The sequence below is a fragment of the Streptomyces sp. MGP-BFMKR1 genome (assembly GCF_057766585.1).
This window is the reverse complement of record NZ_CM173408.1, coordinates 6,079,068-6,101,064: the sequence shown is the minus strand read 5'-3', so window position 1 is coordinate 6,101,064 and position 21,997 is coordinate 6,079,068. Positions and strand designations below refer to the sequence as shown.

The 21,997-nt window shown below is 73.5% G+C and carries 18 protein-coding genes; 4 read left to right on the top strand and 14 right to left on the bottom strand.

Features of this window, described 5'->3' with window-relative positions; all coding sequences use genetic code 11:
* Positions 1-3,000 (top strand): FtsX-like permease family protein, encoded by a 3,000-nt coding sequence (locus AC3CHW_RS24360; RefSeq protein WP_488467907.1) that lies wholly within the window; start codon positions 1-3, stop codon positions 2,998-3,000.
* A gap of 140 nt (positions 3,001-3,140) precedes the next feature.
* Entirely contained in the window at positions 3,141-4,280 is a 1,140-nt protein-coding gene (locus AC3CHW_RS24355) for an ABC transporter ATP-binding protein (protein WP_488471153.1), read from the top strand.
* A gap of 227 nt (positions 4,281-4,507) precedes the next feature.
* On the opposite strand, the gene AC3CHW_RS24350 is transcribed toward AC3CHW_RS24355, so the two are convergent.
* From AC3CHW_RS24350 to AC3CHW_RS24320, 7 genes are all read right to left on the bottom strand, one after another.
* Positions 4,508-5,413 (bottom strand): alpha/beta fold hydrolase, encoded by a 906-nt coding sequence (locus tag AC3CHW_RS24350; protein WP_488467906.1) that lies wholly within the window; start codon positions 5,411-5,413, stop codon positions 4,508-4,510.
* A 187-nt stretch (positions 5,414-5,600) separates the two neighbouring features.
* A complete protein-coding gene (locus tag AC3CHW_RS24345) occupies positions 5,601-6,701 on the bottom strand; it encodes a DUF8185 domain-containing protein (protein ID WP_488467905.1) in 1,101 nt (366 codons plus the stop codon).
* Positions 6,698-7,162 carry an acyl-CoA thioesterase gene (locus AC3CHW_RS24340; protein WP_187089190.1) on the bottom strand — a complete coding sequence of 155 codons (465 nt, stop codon included), beginning with the start codon at positions 7,160-7,162 and terminating at the stop codon, positions 6,698-6,700. The genes AC3CHW_RS24345 and AC3CHW_RS24340 overlap by 4 nt, the downstream gene beginning before the upstream one ends.
* 6 nt (positions 7,163-7,168) lie before the next feature.
* A complete protein-coding gene (ettA, locus tag AC3CHW_RS24335) occupies positions 7,169-8,833 on the bottom strand; it encodes an energy-dependent translational throttle protein EttA (RefSeq protein ID WP_381156353.1) in 1,665 nt (554 codons plus the stop codon).
* A gap of 499 nt (positions 8,834-9,332) precedes the next feature.
* Positions 9,333-10,790, bottom strand: coding sequence for a thioester domain-containing protein (locus AC3CHW_RS24330; protein ID WP_488467904.1), 1,458 nt, complete (start codon positions 10,788-10,790; stop codon positions 9,333-9,335).
* Between the two features lie 214 nt (positions 10,791-11,004).
* Complete coding sequence (locus AC3CHW_RS24325) at positions 11,005-11,532, bottom strand: single-stranded DNA-binding protein (RefSeq protein WP_488467903.1); 528 nt, start codon at positions 11,530-11,532, stop codon at positions 11,005-11,007.
* Positions 11,533-11,868: 336 nt separating this feature from the next.
* The gene (locus AC3CHW_RS24320; protein WP_488467902.1) at positions 11,869-13,446 is read right to left on the bottom strand and encodes an MFS transporter; all 1,578 of its coding nucleotides are present in this window, start codon (positions 13,444-13,446) and stop codon (positions 11,869-11,871) included.
* A gap of 229 nt (positions 13,447-13,675) precedes the next feature.
* On the opposite strand from AC3CHW_RS24320, the gene AC3CHW_RS24315 reads away from it, so the two are divergent.
* On the top strand, positions 13,676-16,519 hold the full coding sequence (locus tag AC3CHW_RS24315; protein WP_488467901.1) for an AfsR/SARP family transcriptional regulator: 2,844 nt from the start codon (positions 13,676-13,678) through the stop codon (positions 16,517-16,519).
* A 741-nt stretch (positions 16,520-17,260) separates the two neighbouring features.
* On the opposite strand, the gene AC3CHW_RS24310 is transcribed toward AC3CHW_RS24315, so the two are convergent.
* The gene (locus AC3CHW_RS24310) at positions 17,261-17,446 is read right to left on the bottom strand and encodes a hypothetical protein (RefSeq protein ID WP_488467900.1); all 186 of its coding nucleotides are present in this window, start codon (positions 17,444-17,446) and stop codon (positions 17,261-17,263) included.
* Between the two features lie 14 nt (positions 17,447-17,460).
* On the opposite strand from AC3CHW_RS24310, the gene AC3CHW_RS24305 reads away from it, so the two are divergent.
* Positions 17,461-17,583, top strand: coding sequence for a hypothetical protein (locus AC3CHW_RS24305; protein ID WP_488467899.1), 123 nt, complete (start codon positions 17,461-17,463; stop codon positions 17,581-17,583).
* A 29-nt stretch (positions 17,584-17,612) separates the two neighbouring features.
* On the opposite strand, the gene AC3CHW_RS24300 is transcribed toward AC3CHW_RS24305, so the two are convergent.
* The 6 genes from AC3CHW_RS24300 to AC3CHW_RS24275 all read right to left on the bottom strand — a co-directional run bounded on the left by AC3CHW_RS24300 (position 17,613) and on the right by AC3CHW_RS24275 (position 21,992).
* Positions 17,613-18,011, bottom strand: coding sequence for a hypothetical protein (locus AC3CHW_RS24300; protein ID WP_488467898.1), 399 nt, complete (start codon positions 18,009-18,011; stop codon positions 17,613-17,615).
* Between the two features lie 119 nt (positions 18,012-18,130).
* On the bottom strand, positions 18,131-18,976 hold the full coding sequence (locus AC3CHW_RS24295; RefSeq protein ID WP_488467897.1) for a helix-turn-helix domain-containing protein: 846 nt from the start codon (positions 18,974-18,976) through the stop codon (positions 18,131-18,133).
* The gene (locus tag AC3CHW_RS24290) at positions 18,973-19,701 is read right to left on the bottom strand and encodes a DUF6879 family protein (protein WP_488467896.1); all 729 of its coding nucleotides are present in this window, start codon (positions 19,699-19,701) and stop codon (positions 18,973-18,975) included. Before AC3CHW_RS24290 ends, AC3CHW_RS24295 begins: the two co-directional genes overlap by 4 nt.
* Positions 19,702-20,671: 970 nt before the next feature.
* Positions 20,672-20,971, bottom strand: a complete 300-nt coding sequence (locus AC3CHW_RS24285; RefSeq protein WP_488467895.1) for a hypothetical protein — start codon at positions 20,969-20,971, stop codon at positions 20,672-20,674.
* Between the two features lie 20 nt (positions 20,972-20,991).
* Positions 20,992-21,219: a holin gene (locus AC3CHW_RS24280; protein ID WP_488467894.1), complete on the bottom strand. Its 228-nt coding sequence runs from the start codon at positions 21,217-21,219 to the stop codon at positions 20,992-20,994.
* Between the two features lie 8 nt (positions 21,220-21,227).
* Positions 21,228-21,992, bottom strand: a complete 765-nt coding sequence (locus AC3CHW_RS24275; protein WP_488467893.1) for a peptidoglycan recognition protein family protein — start codon at positions 21,990-21,992, stop codon at positions 21,228-21,230.
* Positions 21,993-21,997 lie beyond the last annotated feature (5 nt).

Sequence of the window (21,997 nt, the reverse complement as noted above, 5' to 3'; positions counted from 1 at the left end):
ATGCCCGCGTCCACGGCAGACCACGAGGGGCCCGAGCGGCCCACGGAAGGCGGGCCGACCGCCGCCGAGGCGGCGGCGCCGGACCGGCCCGACCGGTCAACGGGCCGCGACGGTTCGACCACCGGCCGCCGCGCCCCGGTCGTGACCAACTGGGTCAGGCTGCGGCTGCGCGCCGCGCCCGGCGCCGCCCTCGCGCTGGGCGTTCTGGTGCTGCTGACCTCGTTCCTGGCCGCCGCGTTCCCGCGCGGGGTCGACGCGTACGAGTCGCACGCCATCCGCGACCAGATCAGCGCGGCCTCGCCGGACCGCAGCGCCTACCAGGTCACCTCGGGTCCGCCGGGCGCCCAGCGTCCGCAGCGCGAGCGGGCCGCCGCGCTGGCCCCGGGACCGCTCGGCGAGCAGTACCGCGAGGTGCGCGAACGCCTGCCCGACCTGGTGCGGTTCGACCCCGCGCAGTCCGCGTACGGGGTGCGCACCCCCGAGGCGCTGGTGGCCAGCGACGCGTGGCTGCCGCGCCCGGACGGCCTGCCGCCCAAGCTGACGCTGACGGCCCAGTCGGGCCTGGCCGAGCACAGCCGCGTGCGCGAGGGCCGGCTGCCGCGCGGCACGGGCCCCGCCACCGACGACGACGGCGGCGCGGAGGGCGCCGGGCAGGCCGACCGGCTGGAGGTCGAGGCGGCGGTCACCCGGGAGACCGCGAAGGCGCTGGGCCTGCGGATCGGTTCGCGCGTCCACCTCGACGCGGTGGGCACCACCGCGCTCTCCGCGCGGATCGTGGGCGTCGTCGACCCGCGCGCCCCGCAGAAGACGTACTGGTCCATCGAGCCGCTGCTGCGCTCCCCCGGCCTCGCGACGGAGAAGGTGGCGGGCGACACGCCCAAGCGCTTCTGGGTGGGGGCGCTGCTCCTGTCCCCCGACGCCGGGCCTTCCCTGCTCTCCGCGACCGGCACCCCGCAGACCTTCTGGCGGCTGGCCAACGACCCGAGCCATCTCACCGGGCGCGACGTGACGCGCCTGCGCGAGCAGGTCGCCGCGCTCGAGAACGGGCCGACGCTGGTCGCGATGCGCGAAGCGCTCGGGCCCACCGCCGCGATCAGCACCGAAGTGGACACCATCGTCGGCGAGTTCGGCGACATGCGGAAGGCGGTGGCACCGGTGGTGGCCGTCGCCGCGTTCGGCGTGGGCACCGTCGCCGCGATCGTGTTGCTGATGGCCGGCGGCCTGGCCGCCGCCAGGCGCCGCGCCGAACTGACCCTGCTGCGCTCCCGTGGCGGCTCGCTCGTCGGCGTCGGCCGCCGGCTGCTGGCCGAGACCTCGGTGGTCGCACTGCCCGCGGCGGCTCTCGGGTTCACCCTGGCGCTCGTGCTCGTACGGGAGGCGCGGCTGGCGCCGGCGCTGCTGGCCGCCGCCGCGGTGGCCGCACTGGCCTGCTGCGCGCTGCCCGCGCGGGCGGTCGCGGCCCACCGCCGGACGCTGACCAGCATGGAGCGCACCGACGTGGTGCGGGCCAAGCCGTCGCGCCGCCGCGTGGTCGCCGAACTCACCGCGCTGGTCCTGGCGGTGGGCGCGGTGGCGGCACTGCGCCAGCGCGGCACGGCGGGCGGCGAGGTGGACGCGCTGGTCAGCGCGGCGCCCGTGCTCGTCGGGGCGATCGCCGCGCTGCTGCTCGTGCGGCTGTACCCGCTGCCGCTGCGGCTCGCCGCCCGCCCGGCGACCCGGCGCCGTGGCGTGCTCGGCTTCCTGGCGCTGGCCAGGGCCGGCCGCGCGCAGGCGACCGGGGCGCTGCCGCTCCTCGCGCTGATCATCGCGCTGTCCACCGCGTCGTTCGGCGGCTCGGTGCTCGCCGGCGTCGACGACGCCCGCGAGCGCGCCTCGATCCTGGCGGTCGGGGCCGACGCGCGCGTGGACGACAGCAAGGGTCTGCCGAAGAACCTGGCCGCCGCGCTGCGCGAGGTGTCGGGCGTGCGCCAGGTGGTGCCCGCGCACATCGAGTACGACCTGTGGCTCAACGACGACGGTGACCAGGTCGCCCTGGTGGCCATCGACCCGGCCGCGTACAACAGGCTGGCCCGCCACGTGGGCACGGACCAGGTGCCGGAGAAGGCGCTGCGCGGGGACCGGGGTGCCGTGGTGCCGGCCATCGCCTCGCCCGGAGTCGCCAAGCGGCTGGGGACCGGGCCGCAGAAGCTGCGCCCGCTCGGCGGCGACATCACGGTCAAGGTGGCCGCCGTGCACGAGGGCACCCCGGCGACGCAGACCAGCGAGTACCTGCTGATCGACGCGGACCGGCTGGCCCGCCCGTACCCGACCGCCATGCTCATGGCCGGGTCCGGCTCGCACGGTTCGGGCATCGACATGGCCGCGGTGCGCGCGGCGGTGGGCACCGGCGCGACGGGCGCCGACCGGGGCGCGGACGCCGCGGCCCGCGCGGCCGGCCTCACGCCGCAGCAGGGCGGCGACGCCGGGAAGGCGTCCGCGCGGGGCGAGGGCTCGGTCCGCGTCAAGGCGCGGGCCGAGGAGTACGCGGCGCTGGCCGACTCGCCGCTCCAGGACGGTACGGAGCGGTTGTACGCGGCGGCGGTGGCAGCGGGCGCCGGGTACGCGGCGCTGGCCGTGCTCCTCTCGCTGCTCCAGGCCACGCCGGAGCGCACGGCGCTGCTGGCCCGGCTCCGCACGATGGGGCTCACCCGGCGCCAGGGCCGGCGACTGCTCGTCCTGGAGGCGCTGCCGCAGGCCCTGCTCGCCGCGTGCGGCGGCGTGCTCGTCGGATACGGCACGATCCGGCTACTGGCGCCCGGCCTCGATCTGACGCGGCTGGCGCTGTCCGCCCGCGCCGGCTTCGACGAACTCGGCACCGTACGCCTGCACGCCGACGCGCTGTCGCTGGTGGTTCCCGCGGTGGGCGTGGTGCTGCTGACGCTGGCGGTGGTGCTGGCGCAGGCGTGGTGGAGCGGGCGCCGCAAGGAGAACACCGAGCTGAGGGCGGGAGAGAGCCGATGACGCAGACGGCGGCAGGCACGGGCGGGCACGACGGCGACGGCGGCACGCGCGGGCGCGGTACGCGGGGGGCCGCGGCGGACACCGCCTCCACGGCGGCAGGCCGGGCGGCCGGAGACACGGCGGTCGCGGACGGGCCCGCCATGGGCGGGGGCGCTGCGGGCGGAGACGCTTCGGGTGGAGGCGCTGCGGGCGGGGGCGCTTCGGGTGGAGGCGCCGGGCGCCGGCCGGCCGTGCCGTCGCTGGCCGAGCTGGAACGCCGGGCCACCTCGCACCGCGACCGCCCCGCCTTCGGCCACGACGCGCTGATCACCTGCGACCGGCTGGTCCGCGTCTTCTCCACCGACGGCGTCGAGGTGCAGGCGCTCCAGGGGCTCGACCTGCTGGTGTCCGAGGGCGAGTTGATGGCCCTGGTGGGCGCGTCCGGCAGCGGCAAGTCCACGCTGATGAACATCCTGGCCGGCCTGGACGTACCCACGGCCGGCGCGGCCTCGGTGGCCGGCAGCGACCTGCTGAACATGGACGCGAAGGCCCGGCTGCGCTACCGCCGCGACATCGTCGGCTTCGTCTGGCAGCAGACGGCTCGCAACCTGCTCCCGTACCTGACCACCATCCAGAACGTGCTCCTCCCCATGCAGTTGCGGGGCCGCGGCCGGCAGCGCGCGGCGCGCCTGAAGCACGCCGACGAGCTGCTCCGGATGCTGCGGATCGACCACTGCCGGGACAAGCGCCCGCAGCAGATGTCCGGCGGCGAGCAGCAGCGCGCGGCCATCGCCGTGGCGCTCGCCAACACCCCCTCCGTACTCCTGGCCGACGAGCCGACCGGCGAGCTGGACTCGGCCACCGGCGAGGAGATCTTCGCCGCCTTCCGCACGGCCAACGCCGAACTCGGCACCACCATCGTCATCGTGACGCACGACCAGACCGTGGCCAGCGAGGTCCGTCGAACGGTGGCCATCCGCGACGGCCGCACCTCCTCGGAGGTGCTGCGCCGCACCGAGGTGGACGCCGAGACGGGCCAGGAGTCCCTGGTGGCACGCGAGTACGCGATGCTCGACCGCGCCGGCCGGCTGCAACTGCCCGCCGACTACACGCAGTCGCTCGGCATGGAACACCGCGTCCTCCTCGAACTCGAACCCGACCACATAGCCGTCTGGCCCGACCACTCCCCACCGCCCGACGCCCCCCAGAACGGCAGGGCTGGCGAGGACAGCGAGAGCAGCCAGGGCGACCAGGACGACGACCAGAGCGGCCCGGGCAACGCGGGCGGTGCACAGCCGTAGCCCCACCTACCCCGGCGGCACCCGTGGTGGGGCGCGCTCGGGAAGCCGCTGCCCGCCCGGCCCGCCGACCACCGCCTGGCCGGGTGGGTGACCGCACGGACAGCGCGTCAGCCGGCGGTGGTACGGGCGGGGCCAGCAGGAACAGCCGGGGTAGCAGGGACAGCCGGGGTAGCGGGGTCAACCGGGGCGTACGAATTGCGGGTCGCCAGACGCCGCACGGGCGCGGGTCAGCGGGCGGTAGCGCGCTCCGCGAGCCAGCGCAACGCGGCCTCGGCGCCACTCAGAACCGAGATGTGCCCGTCGCCTTCCCGCAGGAGCAGCTCGGCCGCGGGGATCTGGTGGGCCAGCCACCTGGCGTGTGCGCTGGGCACGATGCGGTCAAGGCCGCCGTGCAGGACCAGCGTCGGCGCGACGACCCGCGCGGGGTCGAACCCCCAGGGGGCGACATAGGCCAGGTCGTCGGCTATGAGCCCGCCCGGCCCCGCCGCCACCGCCGGGCCCACGATGTCCTCGAACCACGCCCACTCCCCGGCCAGGGCGGCGTGATCGGCCGGAACGAACATCTCCGGGTCGTACGCGGCGTTCGCCTCGTACCGTTCCTTCGCCGCCCGGCCCGCGACGGCCGCGCGCAGCGACGCCGCGCCCGACTCCGTCATGCCGGCGAACCAGTCGAGCCCCTCCGCGTCGAACGGCGCCAACCCCGCCACGCTGACGACGCCCACCACCCGCTCCGGCAGCCGCGCAGCACAGGCCAGGGCGTGCGGGCCACCGCCGGAGTGGCCCAGCACCGCGAACCGGTCGATGCCCAACGCGTCGGCCACGGCAGCGGCGTCGTCGGCCGCGGACGCCACGTTCCGGCCCGGCCGCGGCGTCGAGCCGCCGTACCCGGGGCGGTCGTACGACACCCAGCGCAGCCCCAGTCGGGCCGCGGCCGGCAGGAGGGGACGGGGCGGGGCGCCGATGTTCGGCGTGCCGTGGTGCCAGAACAGCGCGAGCCGGTCATCGCCGCCCGGGCCACCCGTGTCGTACACCCGTAGCTTGCTGCCCCCGCCCAACTCCAGATCGAACTCCGCCACCCGGTCGCCGTCCACCACACCCGCCCTCTCGTCCGTCCCACCGCTACCGCACGCCATCACAGCTCACGCCGCGCGTCCCGCCCCCGGCACACGACAGCGCCCGGGCCCCTCGGGCCACCGGTGTCACGGCACCCCGACCGCTCTCCGCGCGGGCGCACCCCAGCCGTGCGTGCTCGGCCCCCGGCCTGGCGCCGCTCCCGCACCATCGCAGGCGGTGAGCGGCCCTGCGGCGGGGACGAGCCCGCTACGCCGGGGTGACCGAGAGGCCGGGTGGGCCCGCCGTGCGCACGGCTATGGACCCGTACGGCGTCCGCAGCCGCAGCCACCCGCGGGCGGCGAACAGCACCAGCGGCGGCTCCGCCGCCCCCGGCGTCGCCCCGGCCCGCTCCGCGCCGTGCGCGGCGGAGGACGCCACCGGCGTCGAGGTCGCGGGCGCGGTCGCCGTGCCCAGCGCGGATGCCGGGCTTTCGGCTACCGCCGTGGTCGGCGAGCCGACCGTTGCCACCCCGGTCTCGGGCGCCCGGGCCGTTCCGGTGCCGAGCGCGGCGGTGGGCGGTGTGGGCGACCCCGGGTGCGCAGCCGTCGCCGTGCCACCGCTGGGGTGGGTGGGACGCAGGAAGCCCAGGGCCTGCGCCGCGTGCGCGGCCCGCAACGGCAGCTGCGTCTCGCCTAGGGTGCGGGACCAGATCTCACGGCCGATACGGTCGCGCTCGGCGCGTGTGCGCAGCTCGGGTGCCAGCGCCTCGTCCCGGGCCCGGAACTCCGCGACCGCCGCCGCCACCGCCCCGCGCACCGCCCGCGCGTCGGGCAGCCCGGCCACGCGCTGCCAGCCGCCACGCGGCGGGAGCACACCCGCCCACGGCGGACCGGTGACCGGCTGCGGCACCACGACGGTCAGCCCGCGCGGCCCGCCCGCGCCCGGCGCGGCCCGGTCCGAGCCGGCCTCGTCCATGACGGGCCCGGCGCTTTCTCGGGCCGCGTCCACCGCGTCGGCGAACTGCCCGGCCGAGACCGTGACGTCCAACTCCCACGGCGCACCGGCCACACCGTCTCCGGCGCTCGCCTCGGCGGCGCCGGCGCCCCCTGCGGAGGCGTCCGCCGCCGCTGGCACGGGTTGAGCCGCTGGCGGGGGCGGTGCCAGCAGCGCCGTACGGATGGCCAGCACTTCGAACGAGGCCGGGCGGCCGAAGACCGCGAGTACCCCGCCCGGCCGCGGGCCGGCACTGGTCACGCTCGCCTGGAGCCGCACCGCCGCGGCCCGGTCGTAGTGGATCAACCGGGCCAGGAAGGCGGCGAGGTCGGCCGCCTCCCTGGCGTCGGCGAAGTGCAGCGCTGGCGCCGTCATGCGGCGACGGCCTCCTCCGACTCGTCGTCGCGCTTGCGCCTACCCTTGGCCGGCGCCTCCTCCAGGTACGCCGTGAGGAACCGCTCCTCCACCGGCGTGAGCCGCCGGGGGCGACCGGCGTCCAGGTCGTACGGAACGACCACGGTGGAGGCTCGCACGTACACGGTTTCCTCGTCCTTGACCTCGTACGAGAGGGTCAGCGACGCGGCGCCGATCTTCGTCACCCAGGTCTCGACGAGCACCGGCTCGTGCCGGTGCACGAGCGGCTTGCGGTAGTCGATCTCGTGTCGGGCCACCACGGAGCCGCCCGAGAACGCGTCACCCTCGGCCTCGGCCGCCAGCCGCCACATCAGGTCAACGCGCGCCTCCTCCAGATAGCGGAGGAAGACCACGTTGTTGACGTGCCCGAAGGCGTCCATGTCCGACCAGCGCAGCGCGCACGCGTACTTGTGCCGTGCCATCGCAGCTCAGCCCCTGGTCAGCTTCTTGTACGTGGCGCGATGGGGCCGGGCCGCGTCCGGGCCGAGCCGCTCGACCTTGTTCTTCTCGTACGACTCGAAGTTGCCCTCGAACCAGAACCACTTCGACTCGCCCTCGTACGCCAGGATGTGCGTGGCGACGCGGTCGAGGAACCAGCGGTCGTGGGAGACGACCACGGCGCAACCGGGGAACTCGAGGAGCGCGTTCTCCAGCGAGGACAGCGTCTCGACGTCGAGGTCGTTGGTCGGCTCGTCGAGGAGGAGCAGGTTGCCGCCCTGCTTGAGGGTGAGCGCCAGGTTGAGGCGGTTGCGCTCACCACCGGAGAGCACGCCGGCGGGCTTCTGCTGGTCCGGGCCCTTGAAGCCGAAGGCGCTGACGTACGCCCGCGAGGGCATCTCGACCTGACCGACGTTGATGTAGTCCAGCTCGTCGGAGACGACGGCCCACAGCGTCTTCTTCGGGTCGATGTTGGAGCGGTTCTGGTCGACGTAGGAGATCTTGACGGTGTCGCCGACCTTGATCGTGCCGGAGTCCGCGGTCTCCAGCCCCTGGATCATCTTGAACAGGGTGGTCTTGCCCGCGCCGTTCGGGCCGATGACGCCGACGATGCCGTTGCGCGGCAGGGTGAAGGACAGGTCGTCGATGAGGACCTTGTCCCCGAACGCCTTGGAGAGGTTCTCCACCTCGACCACGACGTTGCCCAGGCGCGGGCCCGGCGGGATCTGGATCTCCTCGAAGTCCAGCTTCCTGGTCTTCTCCGCCTCGGCGGCCATCTCCTCGTAACGGGTCAGGCGCGCCTTCGACTTGGCCTGTCGGCCCTTGGCGTTGGAGCGCACCCACTCCAGTTCTTCCTTGAGGCGCTTGGCGCGCTTGGCGTCCTTCTGCCCCTCCACCTTGAGGCGGGTGGCCTTCTTGTCGAGGTAGGTCGAGTAGTTGCCCTCGTACGGGTGGGCCCGGCCGCGGTCGAGCTCCAGAATCCACTCGGCGACGTTGTCGAGGAAGTACCGGTCGTGGGTGACGGCGACGACGGTGCCGGCGTACTTGGCGAGGTGCTGCTCCAGCCACTGCACGGACTCGGCGTCCAGGTGGTTGGTGGGCTCGTCGAGGAGCAGCAGGTCGGGGGCCTCAAGCAGCAGCTTGCAGAGCGCCACGCGACGGCGCTCGCCACCGGAGAGGTTGGTGACCGGCCAGTCGCCCGGCGGGCAGCCCAGGGCGTCCATGGCCTGCTCGAGCTGGGTGTCGAGGTCCCAGGCGTTGGCGTGGTCAAGATCCTCCTGGAGCTTGCCCATCTCCTCCATCAACGCGTCGGAGTAGTCCGTCGCCATCAGCTCGGCGACCTCGTTGAAGCGCTTGAGCTTGCCCATGAGCTCCGCAGCGCCGTCCTGCACGTTCTGCAGAACGGTCTTGGACTCGTCCAGCGGCGGCTCCTGGAGGAGCATGCCGACGCTGAACCCGGGCGCGAGGAAGGCGTCACCGTTGGACGGCTGCTCAAGACCGGCCATGATCTTGAGAACGGTCGACTTACCCGCGCCGTTCGGGCCGACGACACCGATCTTCGCGCCCGGCAGGAAGTTCAGGTTGACGTCGTCGAGGATCACCTTGTCGCCATGGGCCTTTCGGGCCTTGCGCATGGTGTAGATGTACTCAGCCAAGAGAAACCGTCCGGCAATCATGAGAGTGGGCAGATAGAACCATCTTGCCGTACGGGTAGAGCTGGGCGAAAACGAGTAAGGTCCCCGGTCGCCAGCCGTCTCCTCCGGCATCGCGCGGCCCTGTCGGTAGGCCGCGCACGAGCTGTACACGTCATCCGGTCGAGCGCCCCGCCAGCCCGCCGCCGCACGCTCGCCTTCCCCGCCCGGGGCACCCCCGCCGCCGCCCCCGGGGCTCGCTCCGCACCCGGCTCGGGCCGGGCCGGCCCGAGCCGGCTGGGTCCGGGCCGCCCCCTACGACGCGGCGGCGGTAGTGACGGGTCCCACAGTCGGCGCCGGTACGCGACCGCTCACATTCGGTCACCCGGGCCGGCCGTCGGGCGACCACCGGGCCGCCTGCCAGCCAACGGTCACCGGCCGCCAGACACCGAGCGGCACTCGCCCCCCGTACGCGCCGCCGACGCAGAGCCGCTCCGTGGCCGTGGGCCGTAGGTCGCGGACCCTACTCGTTCGGCTCGCTCGACGGCGCCGTCCTCTTCCTGCGGACGAGGAACAACGCACCGCCGCCGACGACCAGCAGCCCACCCGCTATACCCGCGATCAGGGCAACCGGACTGCTGCTCCCCGTGTCGGCCAGGTCACCGCTCTCGGGTGCCGCCACCTCGTCCCCCGTGGGGCCGTCCGCCGCGGCGGGGCTCGGCCGCGCGGTCGGCGGGGCCCCGCCGCCGGCGACGATGGAGGCGTCGTCGGCACGACCATCCTCGGTCACGGTCTGGCAGTCCAGCGCCCCGGTGAAGGTCTTCTCCAGGCCGTCCGGGCCGACGAGCGTGAAGCGGTACGCCTGGTCCTCCCGCGCCGGCACGGTGATGGTCTTGGTCGCGGACGACGCGACCGTGTGCTCGCGCCCCGCCAGTGTGTAGGTGAACGGCGCGTCGCCCTTGTTGGCCACCGTGACGTCCACGCCGCCCTTGGCGCAGTTCTGCCTGGCCGAGACCGCCGGTATGGCCCCGCTCCTGGCCCAGACCGCCGTGGCCTTGGCCGAGACGGTGCTCTCGCTGGAGCCCGCCAGGATCTGCGTCTGGCTCTTGGTGTGCTGCCCGACGCCGGTGAAGGCCCGGCCGACGGGCACCTTGGCGGACGCCTCCACCGTCAGCCCGGCCGTGCCGTCCGGCGATCCCGCGGGCACGTCGAGGAAGAGCTTGGTGCCGTTGACCGCCCGCGTGATCGGCTTGCCGTTGCCGCCGACGACCTTCACCCCGGAGGGCACGGTGGTCGTGGGCGGCGCGACGGTGACGCTGCTCGCGTTCGTCCGCACCGTCACCGGGCCCAGCCGCTTGCCGGTCTTTCCGGCGATCGCGGGCGGGTCGAGCGTGAGCGACGCCCTGGGCTCCGCGACGGTTCGCGCCGCCTTGTACAGATAGTCGGCGAGTTTCTCCGCCTGCGGGTCCACGGCGTCCACCCGGATGTGATCGGAGTAACGCCAGATCGCCACCTGCGTACCGGCTGCGGCGGTCTTCTCACTCAATGTGCCCGTGCCGGCCACTTCGGCCAGTCGATCGAGGTCGTTTATCTGCGGGTACGAGTGCTGGAGAATCCAGCGAATCTTTCCCGCGTCAGGGTTGTCGTGGAGCGACGAGGACTTCCAGGGGACTTCCTGGTACTTCGCCTGGTCCTGGGTCGGGTTGCGGATGTCGATGCAGTAGCTCTGCAGCGTGCCGCCATTGTCGACGGACATCTCGAAAAGGCCGGCACCGATCTTCTCCGTCTTCCCGCCCTCGCGAATGATCGCCTGGTCGAAGGTCTTGAGGCCGCCGAGCGTCGCCGTCGCGCCGCCGCGGTGCATGGGCACCTCGTCCGCCGCGGCCGGCCCCGCCACGCCGATCGCACCCGCAGCGACCAGCCCGAAGGTCAGGGCCGCGACGGCAAGGCGGCCGGTACTCCGCCTCGTGACAGAAAGCATGGATTTCCCTTCCAGGGCAGGCGCGAGCGGTCACCGACCTGCGTCGCCCTGACAGCGAACTCAAAACCCGGGAGCCCTCGTTACTACGGACGGCGATCCTAAGTACGGGCCAGACCCTGACCCCCTGGTAGCCAGCCTTGGCCACCGATCCGACTCGGAATCGTTATCCGCATCGCGGTTCACGGGCCACGATTATCGATAAATCCCCGTGGATTCATGGGGGTGTTGCCCCCATAGCCGAGATTTCCGACACCGCCTCACGGGCTCCCCCGCCGGCCGCCGCTGCCACGAATGGTTCAACTCCCGTTGGCACGCCCGAAGAGGGGGATTCAAGCGCTCCGGATGTCGGCTGCCTCACCTGGGTCACCCGCCGGAACGCCGACGTACCGCGCGCCAGATCGTGGCCGATGGCGAACGCGTCGAGGTCGGCCGAGAACCACCACTTCCCGTCCCGCTCCCGCTCCTGAATACGCAACCGGCCCCGCACGATGAGGGGTTCACCGAGCGTCACCGACGCGGCCACGTTCCCCGCCAGAGCCCGCCAGGCCCGCACCGTGTAGAAACTCGTCCCGCCGTCCGCCCACTGCGTGCGCTCACGGTCCCAGCGGCGGGCGGTCACGGCGAGCCGGAACCGCACCACCGCGACCCCCGCCGCCGTCTCCTTGTACTCCGGCCGCGTCGCCGCGTTGCCCACCACCGTCACTTCGGTCTCGTTCATCTCGCTCCTCGCTCTCTTGGCCACGCATCCGTCAGCCACTCACCCGGGCAGCGCGTGTGACCCGCGCCGCCGGGTGGTCGGCTGTCCGGGCCGGCCCCGTCGCGCCCGGTGGCACAACGGGGCCGCCCCGCCACTCGCCGCTCCTGCGCTACCGCCTGCTCTGTGTGCTTCGTCGGTCGCAGCCGCCGCGAGTGGTCCCATCGTGCGCTCGGCCCGCGAATCTCGCTGGGGCGTGTGGACAGACCGACGCCTGTGGATAACTCGCTCACACGTAAGGGCTGTTCGTCCCCTCGAACAGGCTGTTCGCCTCTCTTGACCCCTAGCGTCGGGAGCGTGAAGACGAACGACGACTCATCACGCTCAGGCTCCCTGCTCGGCCTCCTGCCCAGCGGGCTCCGCCACATCTGCCTCGTCGCCCTCCGGCTCATCGGCGCCGATGGTGCCGACGTGCCGCAACACAACGGCCGACAGGAACGCGAGCACCAGGGTGCTCACCGCGGCGACCAGCATGGCGACGTGCAGCCCCGAGGTCGCGGCCTCCTTCGCCTGGTCGAGCCAGCCGGCGGGCAGCCGGTCCGCCGTCGAGGACGCGCCGGCGAGGCTGTCACCCGCCATGTCGGCGACCTCGGACGGCGTACCGGCGGGGAGCTGGTCGTCGACGCGGGCGCGGTAGACGGCGGTGGCCAGGCTGCCCAGGATTGCCACGCCCAGGGCGAGGCCGAGCTCCTGCACGGTCTCCGACATCGCCGACGCGGAGCCGGCCTTCTCCGGAGGCGCGGCTCCCACCACCAGGTCCGTACCCAGGGCCGCGATCGACCCGAGCCCCAGGTAGACCAGCCCGAAGCCCGCCACGAGCAGGGCGACACCGCTCGTGGCCGTGACCTGGGTGAGCAGGACGTATCCGAACGTCGCGAGACCCAGCGCGGTAGCCACCACGATCCCCGCCGGGACGCGGCGCGCGACCAGCGGCGACCCGATCGCGGCCACGAGCATCATCAACGCGGGCGGCCCCATCCACAGGCCAGCTTCGATCGGCGGCAGTTCCGCGACAAGTTGGAGTTGCTGCGTGATCAACAGCATCGCGCCGCCCACGCCGACCAGCCCGACGAGCAGGACGCTCAGCGCGGCGCTGAACGTGCGGTTGACGAAGAGCCGTACGTCCAGCAGCGGGCTCGCCAACCTGCCCTGCCGGCGGACGAACAACACCGCGCCCGCCAGGCCGATCACCGTGGCGCCGACGGTGGGGGCCTGGAAGCCGTCTGCGGCGACCCGCTTCACCGCGTAGATGACCGGCAGGATCGCGACCAGCGACAGCGCCACGCTGAGCAGGTCGAACCGGCCGCTCCCCGGCGCCCGGTACTCGGGTATCAACACCGGTGCGGCCACCAGGAGGACGATCGCGACCGGGACCGCGAGGAGGAACGCCGAACCCCACCAGAACCGGTCCAGCATCGCGCCACCCACCACCGGCCCGAGCGCCATGCCGAGCGCGAAGCTCGTCGCCCAGACACCGATGGCCAGCGACCGCTGGCGTGGGTCGGCGAACATGTTGCTGATCAGCGCCAGCGTGGACGGCATCAGCGTGGCGCCGGCGATGCCCAGCGCCCCGCGCGCGGCGATGAGCACGTTGACGCTGTCGGAGTACGCGGCCACAACCGAGACGACCCCGAAGGCGGCTGCCCCGATCATCAGCAGCTTGCGACGACCGATGCGGTCGCCCAGCGTGCCCATGGTGATCAGGAAGCCGGCGATCAGGAAGCCATAGGCATCCATGATCCACAACTCTTGGGTGGCGCTCGGGTGCAGGTCCTCCGCGAGCGAGGGAAGGGCGAGGTACAGCACGGTGACGTCGAGGCCGAGCAGCACGGTGGGCAGCGAGAGGACGGCCAGCCCTCCCCACTCCCGAGGGCCGGCTCTGCGTGCGGTCGGTGTGCTCATGGCGCTCTCCTGCGTTCCGTGTGCGCCGCGCGACGTACCGGGACGCCGCACGACATGGGGGTAGAGATCAATGGAGGTCGACGGAGATCTGTGGAGATCGGTCGAGAGACGCGCGTCGGCTCGCGTCACCGTCCGCCGAGGTGGCGGGAAAGCTGCGAGGACGTGCGACGTCACCCTGCCGACGAGCGCGCACGGTTTCCTGATGGTTCGCCGGAGCTAGGCTGTGACCATGCGCTACGGGGTGCTCGGCCCGCTGGCCGTCTGGGACGCCGAGGGGCGGCAGGTCAAGGTCCCCGAGGCGAAGGTGCGCGCCCTGCTGGCGAATCTGCTGATCCACGGGGGCGGCCCGGTCCCGGCGGACCGGCTCATCGAGGATCTATGGACGGGCAACCCACCGGGCGGGGCGGCCAACGCGCTGCAGACCAAGATCTCCCAGTTGCGCCGCGTGCTGGGCCGGGAACAGGTGATCCGCGAGCCCGCGGGCTATCGACTGTTGCTGGCCGACGACACGGTCGACGCCCTGCGGTTTCAGGAACTGGCCGAGGATGCCCGCGCGCACGAGGAGTTGGCGGTCAAGGGGGAGCTGTTCGCCGACGCGCTCGCGTTGTGGCGGGGCCCTGCCTACGCCGATGTCGCCGAGTCGTTGTTCGCCCGCGGCGAGATCTCGCGGCTGGAGGAGTTGCGGCTGACCGTCCTGGAGGACCAGGCCGAGGTACGACTCACGCTCGGCGAGCACACGGCGTTGGCCACGGAACTGGGCGACCTGGTGGCGCGGCACCCGCTGCGCGAGCGACTGCGCATGGCCCACATGCGCGCGCTGTACCGGTCCGGGCGGCAGGGCGACGCGCTGCGCAGCTTCGAGGAGTTGCGGTGCCAGTTGGACGAGGAGTTGGGAGTGGCGCCCGGGCCTGCGGCCTGCGCCCTGCACGAGGCGATCCTGCGCCAGGACGCGCACCTGGCGCCGCCGACCGTCGCGTCGCTGTCGTGCCGTACGAACCTGCCCGCGCCGCTGACGTCGCTGATCGGGCGGAGCGAGGCGGTCGGTCAGGTGCGGGCGTGGCTGGGTTCGGAAGCGGGCACCCGGCTGGTCACGCTCACCGGCCTCGGCGGCGTCGGGAAGACGCGGCTGGCGATCGCCGCGGCGCGCGAGGTGGCCGACCGGTACCCCGACGGGGTGTGGCTGGTCGAGCTGGCCGGTCTGCGGGCCACGTCGACCCCGGACGACATCGCCGAACGGATCACCACGACGCTGGGGCTGTGCGACACCGCGGCGACCGAACCGAACCTCGACGACCTGGTGGGCTGGCTGTGTCAGGCGGTGGCCGCCAAGCGGCTGCTGATCCTCCTCGACAACTGCGAGCACCTGGTCGAGCCGGTCGCCGCGCTCGTCAGCGCCGTCCTGACCACGGTGTCCGATGGGCATCTCCTGGTCACCAGCCAGGAAGCCCTCGGCATCCCCGGCGAGGTGGTGCACCCGGTGCCGCCGCTGGCGTTGCCGGAGCACACCGACCCGGGCACCGTCGGCCGGTCCAGCGCGGCGAGGCTGTTCGTGGAGCGGGCGGCGGCAGCGGCGCCCGGCTTCGCCTTGGACGCGGCCAACGCAGCGGCCGTCTCCGCCATCTGCCGCCGCCTCGACGGCATTCCGCTCGCACTGGAACTCGTGGCTCCGCGACTGCGCACGCTGAGCCCGGACGAGCTTGCCACCTGCCTGGCCAGCCAGTTCCCCCTGCCCGAGGTGCGGGCGCGTGGGTTGCCCGCCAGGCAGCAGACGCTGCGCGGCATGCTCGACTGGAGCTGGCGGCTCCTGAGCGCCGACGAGCAGACCGTGCTGCGCCGGCTGACCGTGCACGCCGACGGCTGCACCCTGTCATCCGCCGAGGCCGTCTGCTCCGATGGGGAACTGCCGGCCGAGCGGGTGGCCGACCTGCTGTCGCGGCTGGTGGACCGGTCGCTGGTGGTCCGCACGGCGAACCGGTTCCGGCTGCTCGAATCGGTGGCCGCCTACGGGGCCGAGCGGCTCGCGGAAGCGGGCGAGGTGACCGCCGTACGCGCCCGGTTCGTACGGTGCTACGTCGAGTTGGCCGAGCGGACGAACGAGCGACTGCGCGGCCCGGACCAGCGGCACTGCCTGGAGCGCCTGGACGCCGAGACGGTCAACCTGCGCCGCGCGCTCGACCTGGCGGTGGCCGAGGACGCCACCGAAGACGCGTTGCGGCTGGTGAACGCGTTGACCTGGTACTGGTACCTGCGCGGGCGACTCACCGAGGCCCGCAGGGCGCTCCGGGCGGCGCTGGCCACGGGCGGCGACGGCGCCCCGTCCGCACGCCTGGCGGCGCGGGCCTGGCTGACCGGCATCGAACTACGCACCTCGTCAGCCGACACGGTCCCACTCCCGGTCGGCGACGACCCGACCGCTGGCCTGGCCGACCCGGTGCTGCGGGCCCGGTTGCGGTGGTTCGTCGGCGCCGGTCTGACCGGCCAGGGCCAGCACCACGCGGGCCAGCGCCTGCTGCTGGCGAGCCTGACCGGCGCGCGCGCCGCCCGGGACCGTTGGGGCGAGGCCGCGGCGCTGGTCGAGCTGGCCAGCCACGAAGGCGCCCACGATCATGGCCAAGCGTCCGCGGAACTGGCCGCCGCCCTGTTCCACGAGGCCGGCGACCGCTGGGGACAGCTTCGTGCCACCCGCTCCCTGGCGCTCGCGGCCGAACGCGATGGAGACCCCGCGCGAGCGGAGCGGCTGCACCGCGAAGCTCTGCTGGTGGCCGAGGAACTCGGGCTGTGGACGGAGGTGATCGAGACGTTGATCTGGCTCGGCCACACCGCCCTGGCCGGCGGCCACGCCCGACAGGCCACGGAACTGTACGAGCGCGCCCTGACCGCCTCGACCGAACGGGCCTACACCCGCGGCGAGATCGGCGCCGAAATCGGCCTGGGCCGCGCCGCGCGCCTCCGCGACGACCGGGACGCCGCCCAGCGCCACCTGAACCGCGCCCTGGCCAGAAGCCGTTCCTCGGACCACCCCGCCGGCGCCACGGCGGCCCAGGCGGAGCTGCAACTCGTCCCCCGCCCCTGAGCACGTCGCCCCGTACGGAACCCGCCCCTCCACCTCCTCACCCGGCCCGCCGTTCGCCGCCCACTACCACTCACCACCCGCCATGCAGCCGACACAGCTTCCGCTTACGCCGGCACTACGCACGGCTCGTTAGCGTGCCCGTGATCGGCGAGCCGGCCCTCTCCGGGTACGGGGAGGCCAGGGCGCGGCGGGCGATGCGGGTCCGGGGCGCGACGGTGGCTGCCGACGGCCGTGGGCAGGGCTGGGGCAGGGTGCTTGGCCGAAGAGCGGTGTGGCGCGCCGCACAAAAGAGCCTCACCGGCGTTCGCGCTGGTGAGACTGGGTGTGCGCCCCCGGCAGGACTCGAACCTGCGGCCAAGCGCTTAGAAGGTGTGCGAGGTTGAGCGATGTGCTCGCCTGCCATTTCGCTGGTGGCGCCAAACCGAACCACCGAAAGGCGCTTGGTCTAAATTCTCGGCGAGGTTGGCCGAGTCTCGACGGCCTGACAGCGCACCGCCCCGGCGCCGAGCGTACTGGCGCCGGGGCGGCTCTGTGCCAGGGCTCCGTCATCTGGACGGAGGGCGCACCTCGCGTGAAGCGCACACCCTGACACGACTGTGGGGAACGCGAGCACCTTACATACTGGGCAGTAACATTCCTGCCCGTAGGTCGGCCGCCGCCGGCCCGGGGGCGAGCACGACGGCGGCCTCGGGCCAGCCACGGCGCGGGCGGGACGGTCGCCTCGCGCGCCACGGCCGGCAGTCAGGTGCGCCGCTGGACCTGGCCCGCAGGCTCGGCGGCGCCGCGGGCTATCGGCGTGAGGCGGTGGTACCGGCAGCAGGCCGGGCAGGCGTAGACGGGCCTGCCGGGCCCGGAGGTCTGCTCGATGACGCGAACCGCTATCGCGTCGTCGGCCTCGCCGCGGTGCCATGAGCACCAGTGGGTCATGCTTTCTCCTCGCGGTGGCAGGGGCAGTCGCACCGGCCGGCGAGGACCAGCTCGCCATCGGGGCCCGGCACTCGATACGGGCCGGGGCAGACGGCGTGCATGTCGACAATGTCCTGCGGATGGTCGGCGGCGAGTAGGCAGGCCGGCGCGATGTAGGGGGCGTCGGTCACCTCGGCCGCCGGCCCGCCGTGGCCGCAGCCAGGGCAGCGGCCAGGGCCGGCATGGGGGTCAGCGCCGGCCGGCCCCCCGTGGGCGGCAGGCACCACCAGATGCCGTCGCCCCGGTCGAGGCCCGGGACGTGGAGCGGGGCGCCATCCCTGATCACGGTCGCCTCGGCCGGCAGCCGGTAGGTGTCGGCGGCCCTGGGGTGGATGAGCCAGGTCAGCAGCCGGGCGCCGTCGTCCTGGATGATCGCGCCGGTGTCTTCGCCGAGGGCGGTGAGGGTGATGGCTCCGGTGATGAGCGGCACGCTGACGGCGTGCCAGCCGGCGTCGCCGACGTACAGCCGGCGCACGGCGGCGCCGGGGGGAATCCAGGCTGGTGGCCGGTCAAGGTCGGTGGGCATGGCGCGGCCTCCTACGGCAGAGGTGGGGATCACCTCCGGCACGGTAGGGCGACGCATTGCGCACATGCCGGGCCATTGCGCGGGATTGCGAATCACGCGGCGGCATTGCGCGAGATCGCTTACGCCGTACTCTCCAGCGCAGTCTGCGCCCGGACGATCAGCCGGCGCGCCTGGGCCCCGCGGACCGCGACTTCCTCCTGCCACTCCCACGCCCGCTCGTACAGCGCGATCGACTCGGCGCTGTCGAGCCACATCTCAGTGCTCACCGTCTCCACGATCACGAGCCGCCGATCGTAGATCCAGAAGCCGTGCGAGGGAGCGCGGCGCAGGCGCGCGCTGAGAGGGATGATCGCCAGATCGACAGTGTCCAGCCCGATCAGGGAGGCGAGCCGGTCGAGCTGGGCGGCCATCACCTCCGGCGGGCACGGCAGGGCGTACAGCGCGCCTTCCCAGATGAGGAAGCGGAACATCTTGCCCGGCTCGTAGAGTGCCTGCTGGCGCCGCATGCGGGCCCGGACCGCGTCTTCGGTGTCGCGTGGCGTCTGCCGGAACTCGGCGGCGGCGGAAAGCAGGTGGCGAGCGTAGTCCGCGGTCTGCGCCAGACCAGGGATGCGCGTCACTTCCAGGGCGCGGATCATGCGGGTGGCCTCCGTCTCTGCGATGGCGACCTCTTGCCGCGGCCGGTGCCCGTCGGCGAGCTGCCGGCGCCACGACCGGTACGTGGTCTCCAGCCCGACCAGCCGGCCTCTCAACTCACTCGCCAGCTCCGGCCGGCCGACAGCCGTAGCCCACTCGGCCAGGTCGGCCGGCGCCGCGGTCTGCTTGCCGGTCTCCAACCGTGACACCTTCGACGGGTGCCAGCCCAGTGCCTCGGCTAGGCCCTTGCCGGACAGGTCGGCCTCGGTGCGCAGCTCGCGTAGCCGCGCGCCGAGGGCTACCCGTGCGCTCTGGAAGTCGGTGCTCACATGGGGGAAGTTACCCCGTCCGGCCGGGCGGCGTGGTGCCATGCGGCGTCACGGGCCTGGCAGGCCGCGACGACCTCGGTCGGGTCCTCGGAGAGGTAGACGCCCAGGGTGGCGTCCTCGTCATCGAAGGCGAAGCGGGCGACGAGTCGCGAGTCGAACAGCCAGAAGTCGTAGTCGGGCAGCCGAAGTTCCAGCGCCCGGGTGCGGGTGAGGGTGCGGATGTCCTCGCCGGCGCGGATGTTGCTGGGCGCGGTGGCGGCGAGGAACCGTTGGCCCTCGGTGATCGGCTCGTCCACCAGCCGCACGCGCTCGAAGCGCTTCCCCGCGGCAACCTGGGTGCGCACGTTGCGCCGCCACGCGTTGTCCAGGTCGGCAGTGATGTCCTCACCGGACACCCACCGCTGCCACCGCTCGCCCTTGCGGTCCGAGGCGTAACCGCGGCGGGTCTCCAGGCGCCACGCGGTGTGCCGGAACTCGCTGAACAGGTGCGCGATGTCAGCGAACGGCGTCAGCTCGGGCGCGGCTGTGCGCGGTGCGTACCGGGTGAGGAGCGAGCGCGGCACCCGCACGAACGTCTCGCTGGCCTTCACATCGCGGAGTTGGGCGAGGTGCTCGGGGTCGGTCTCACGGTCGCCTTGGACCAGGACTTCGTCGGTCTCCGGAATGTCGTACAGCGTGGGGCAGTCGCCGTCTTCGCTGGTGGTGCCGAGGAACCTGAGCGTCATGTGCCGTCCTCTCCTTGGTCTGGGTGAGATCAGCATGCGCCGGATAGCTGGCGCGTACCCACGGGTTGCGGCAGATTGCGGTCAGGCACGGCTGCGGGACGGTTGCACGCAAGCCCCGGCTCGCCATGGTGTACTAGCCCCGCCGCTCCCCGTCGCGCGGGGATGCTCCCTTTTCACGTCTCACCACCAGGTCGGCCCCGCCGTCGCGGGGAACGCAGATGGCCCCCTCGGCGAGGGGGCCATCGTCTTCACGACCGCCGGCGGTCAGGTAGCGCCGGCTCCTGCGACCCGGTCGGCGTCGGCTCCGGCCCGGGCGCCGGCGCGCCGTCCCGCCGGCACACCAGCGCGGCCGGGTCATCAGCCGGCGGCTGGAGGCTGTATCCCTCCGGGCAGGCCGGGCCGGGCGGCCCCTGCTCCCCGGCCGGGCCGGGCTCCCCTCGCGGGCCCTGCTCACCCGCCGGACCGGCAGGACCCTGCGGACCCGCCGGACCGGGCTCACCCTGCGGACCCGTCGCACCATCGGTGCCCGCTGCGCCGTCCGCCCCCGCCTCACCGTCGGCACCATCCGCGCCAGCCGGCCCCGGCGAGCCGATCGGCCCGGCGGCGCCCCGCTGCCCGGTCTGCCCGTCAGCGCCGTCCGGCCCCGTCCGGCCGGCCGTACCGCGCGCCCCCGGCTCGCCGCGCGGGCCCGCCGCGCCAGCCGGCCCCGGCGGGCCGGTCGGTCCCGGCGGCCCGGTGCTGCCGACCGGCCCGCGGCTGCCCGGCTCGCCGGCCACCGGGTCCCCGCCCAGATCCTGCACCTGCCGCGCGAGCGCATCTCTCGCACGATTCGACTCACGCAGATCCGCACTGAGCTGCTGCACGCTCCACACGACCCACGCCAACGCCAGCCCCAGCAGCAGCGCGCCGGCCACCGCGAGCGCGTCCCCGCGGCGCCACCGCCGCTCCTCTGCCCGTAGCCCGCGCCGGCTCATGACCTGCCTCCTTGGGTGAGCATGATGATGACCGGGAGGAGGACGCCGATGAGCGGCACGATGACCGCGCCGATCAGCCACCGGCGCGTGGCCACCAGCTTCTCGGTGTCCTTCTCCCTGAGCGTCTCCAAGGTGGCGACCCGCTGGGCCAGCGCCTCGTGTCGCAGGTCGTAGACGTCTTGGCTGACCTTGCTGTCGATGCGGCGGCCGAGCTGGGCGATGTCGTCGCGCACGTCGGAGAGCCGGTCCTCTACGCGTCGGCTGAGCTCGCCGAGAGTGATCGGCTCGTCCGGCATGTCTTACCTCCTGGTCTGCGCTACAGGCCCTGGACGGGCGGGTTGCGGTAGGTGTGCCGCGCGGTGTACCCGCCGAGGAAGGTGACCAGGGGCGGGACGATGAGCGTGGCCAGGTGCTGGAGCCACGCGGGGGCGGAGCCGAGCAACTCGGCGTCGCCGACGGTGGCGTTCAGCAGGGTGATCGCGACGGCGGCGGCCAGGCTGCCGAGCGTCGCGGCCGACACCTTCGCTTCTACGGACTTGGCCATGGCGTGCCTCACTTCTTGTCGGCCGCGAGCGCGGCGATGAGCTTGTCGAGCTTGGCTTCGATGGCCCGCACGCGGTCGCCCGTGTTGATCAGCACGCTCTGCGCGGTCCAGTAGCGATTGGTCGAGTCGCCGCGCCAGGCGGCGGGGATGCCGATCACGTCGTCCGTGCGCCACACGGCCTCGGCGATCTCGCGCTTGCTGGGCATGTCGTCCTCCTCTTTCGGGGGTGTCGGGGGTGTGCTGCCGCCCTTCGCGCGGGCGACGATCTGCGGGAACACCAGCTCGTGGAACTGACGCACCCTGACTTCGCCGGGGCAGGCCGTGCCGCCCAGGGACCACGCGGCATGCAGCCGGTGGTACCCGAACCCGGGGTCGGCGGCCGACCGGCAGATGCGGAGCGGGACGCCGTGGTGCTGATGCATCCACACGCCGAGCCGAACCAGGGTCTCGACCTGCAAGCTCGTCCACGGGTCCGAGTTCTTGAGGTTGGCGGCGGTCTCGACGGACACCGCGCCCGTCCCGTCCCCGCGCCGGTTGGCCCCGGCGTTGGCGTCGGCCCGGGTCTCGGTGCCGATGAACTGCGCGATCGACCCGTCGTAGCCGACCGCGAAGTGCGACTCCAGCGACGTCGAGTCGCGCCAGTACTCGTACGTCCGCCGCGGCGTCCACGGCGCGGCGATGCTGTGCAGGATCACCTGCGTCGGCCGGATCGCGGGCTGCGCGTCCGACTCCGGCTGGAGTTCCATCTTCGTGGCGCCGGGGTACCAGGCCATGGCGT

What these genes read in the sequence shown, in the direction of transcription:
- AC3CHW_RS24360 (WP_488467907.1), top strand. Translation starts at nt 1, where the DNA reads ATGCCCGCGTCCACGGCAGACCACGAGGGGCCCGAGCGGCCCACGGAA.
- AC3CHW_RS24355 (WP_488471153.1), top strand. Translation starts at nt 3,141, where the DNA reads ATGGGCGGGGGCGCTGCGGGCGGAGACGCTTCGGGTGGAGGCGCTGCG.
- AC3CHW_RS24350 (WP_488467906.1), bottom strand. Translation starts at nt 5,413, where the DNA reads ATGGCGTGCGGTAGCGGTGGGACGGACGAGAGGGCGGGTGTGGTGGAC.
- AC3CHW_RS24345 (WP_488467905.1), bottom strand. Translation starts at nt 6,701, where the DNA reads ATGACGGCGCCAGCGCTGCACTTCGCCGACGCCAGGGAGGCGGCCGAC.
- AC3CHW_RS24340 (WP_187089190.1), bottom strand. Translation starts at nt 7,162, where the DNA reads ATGGCACGGCACAAGTACGCGTGCGCGCTGCGCTGGTCGGACATGGAC.
- AC3CHW_RS24330 (WP_488467904.1), bottom strand. Translation starts at nt 10,790, where the DNA reads ATGCTTTCTGTCACGAGGCGGAGTACCGGCCGCCTTGCCGTCGCGGCC.
- AC3CHW_RS24320 (WP_488467902.1), bottom strand. Translation starts at nt 13,446, where the DNA reads ATGAGCACACCGACCGCACGCAGAGCCGGCCCTCGGGAGTGGGGAGGG.
- AC3CHW_RS24315 (WP_488467901.1), top strand. Translation starts at nt 13,676, where the DNA reads ATGCGCTACGGGGTGCTCGGCCCGCTGGCCGTCTGGGACGCCGAGGGG.
- AC3CHW_RS24310 (WP_488467900.1), bottom strand. Translation starts at nt 17,446, where the DNA reads ATGACCCACTGGTGCTCATGGCACCGCGGCGAGGCCGACGACGCGATA.
- AC3CHW_RS24300 (WP_488467898.1), bottom strand. Translation starts at nt 18,011, where the DNA reads ATGCCCACCGACCTTGACCGGCCACCAGCCTGGATTCCCCCCGGCGCC.
- AC3CHW_RS24290 (WP_488467896.1), bottom strand. Translation starts at nt 19,701, where the DNA reads ATGACGCTCAGGTTCCTCGGCACCACCAGCGAAGACGGCGACTGCCCC.
- AC3CHW_RS24285 (WP_488467895.1), bottom strand. Translation starts at nt 20,971, where the DNA reads ATGCCGGACGAGCCGATCACTCTCGGCGAGCTCAGCCGACGCGTAGAG.
- AC3CHW_RS24280 (WP_488467894.1), bottom strand. Translation starts at nt 21,219, where the DNA reads ATGGCCAAGTCCGTAGAAGCGAAGGTGTCGGCCGCGACGCTCGGCAGC.
- AC3CHW_RS24275 (WP_488467893.1), bottom strand. Translation starts at nt 21,992, where the DNA reads ATGGCCTGGTACCCCGGCGCCACGAAGATGGAACTCCAGCCGGAGTCG.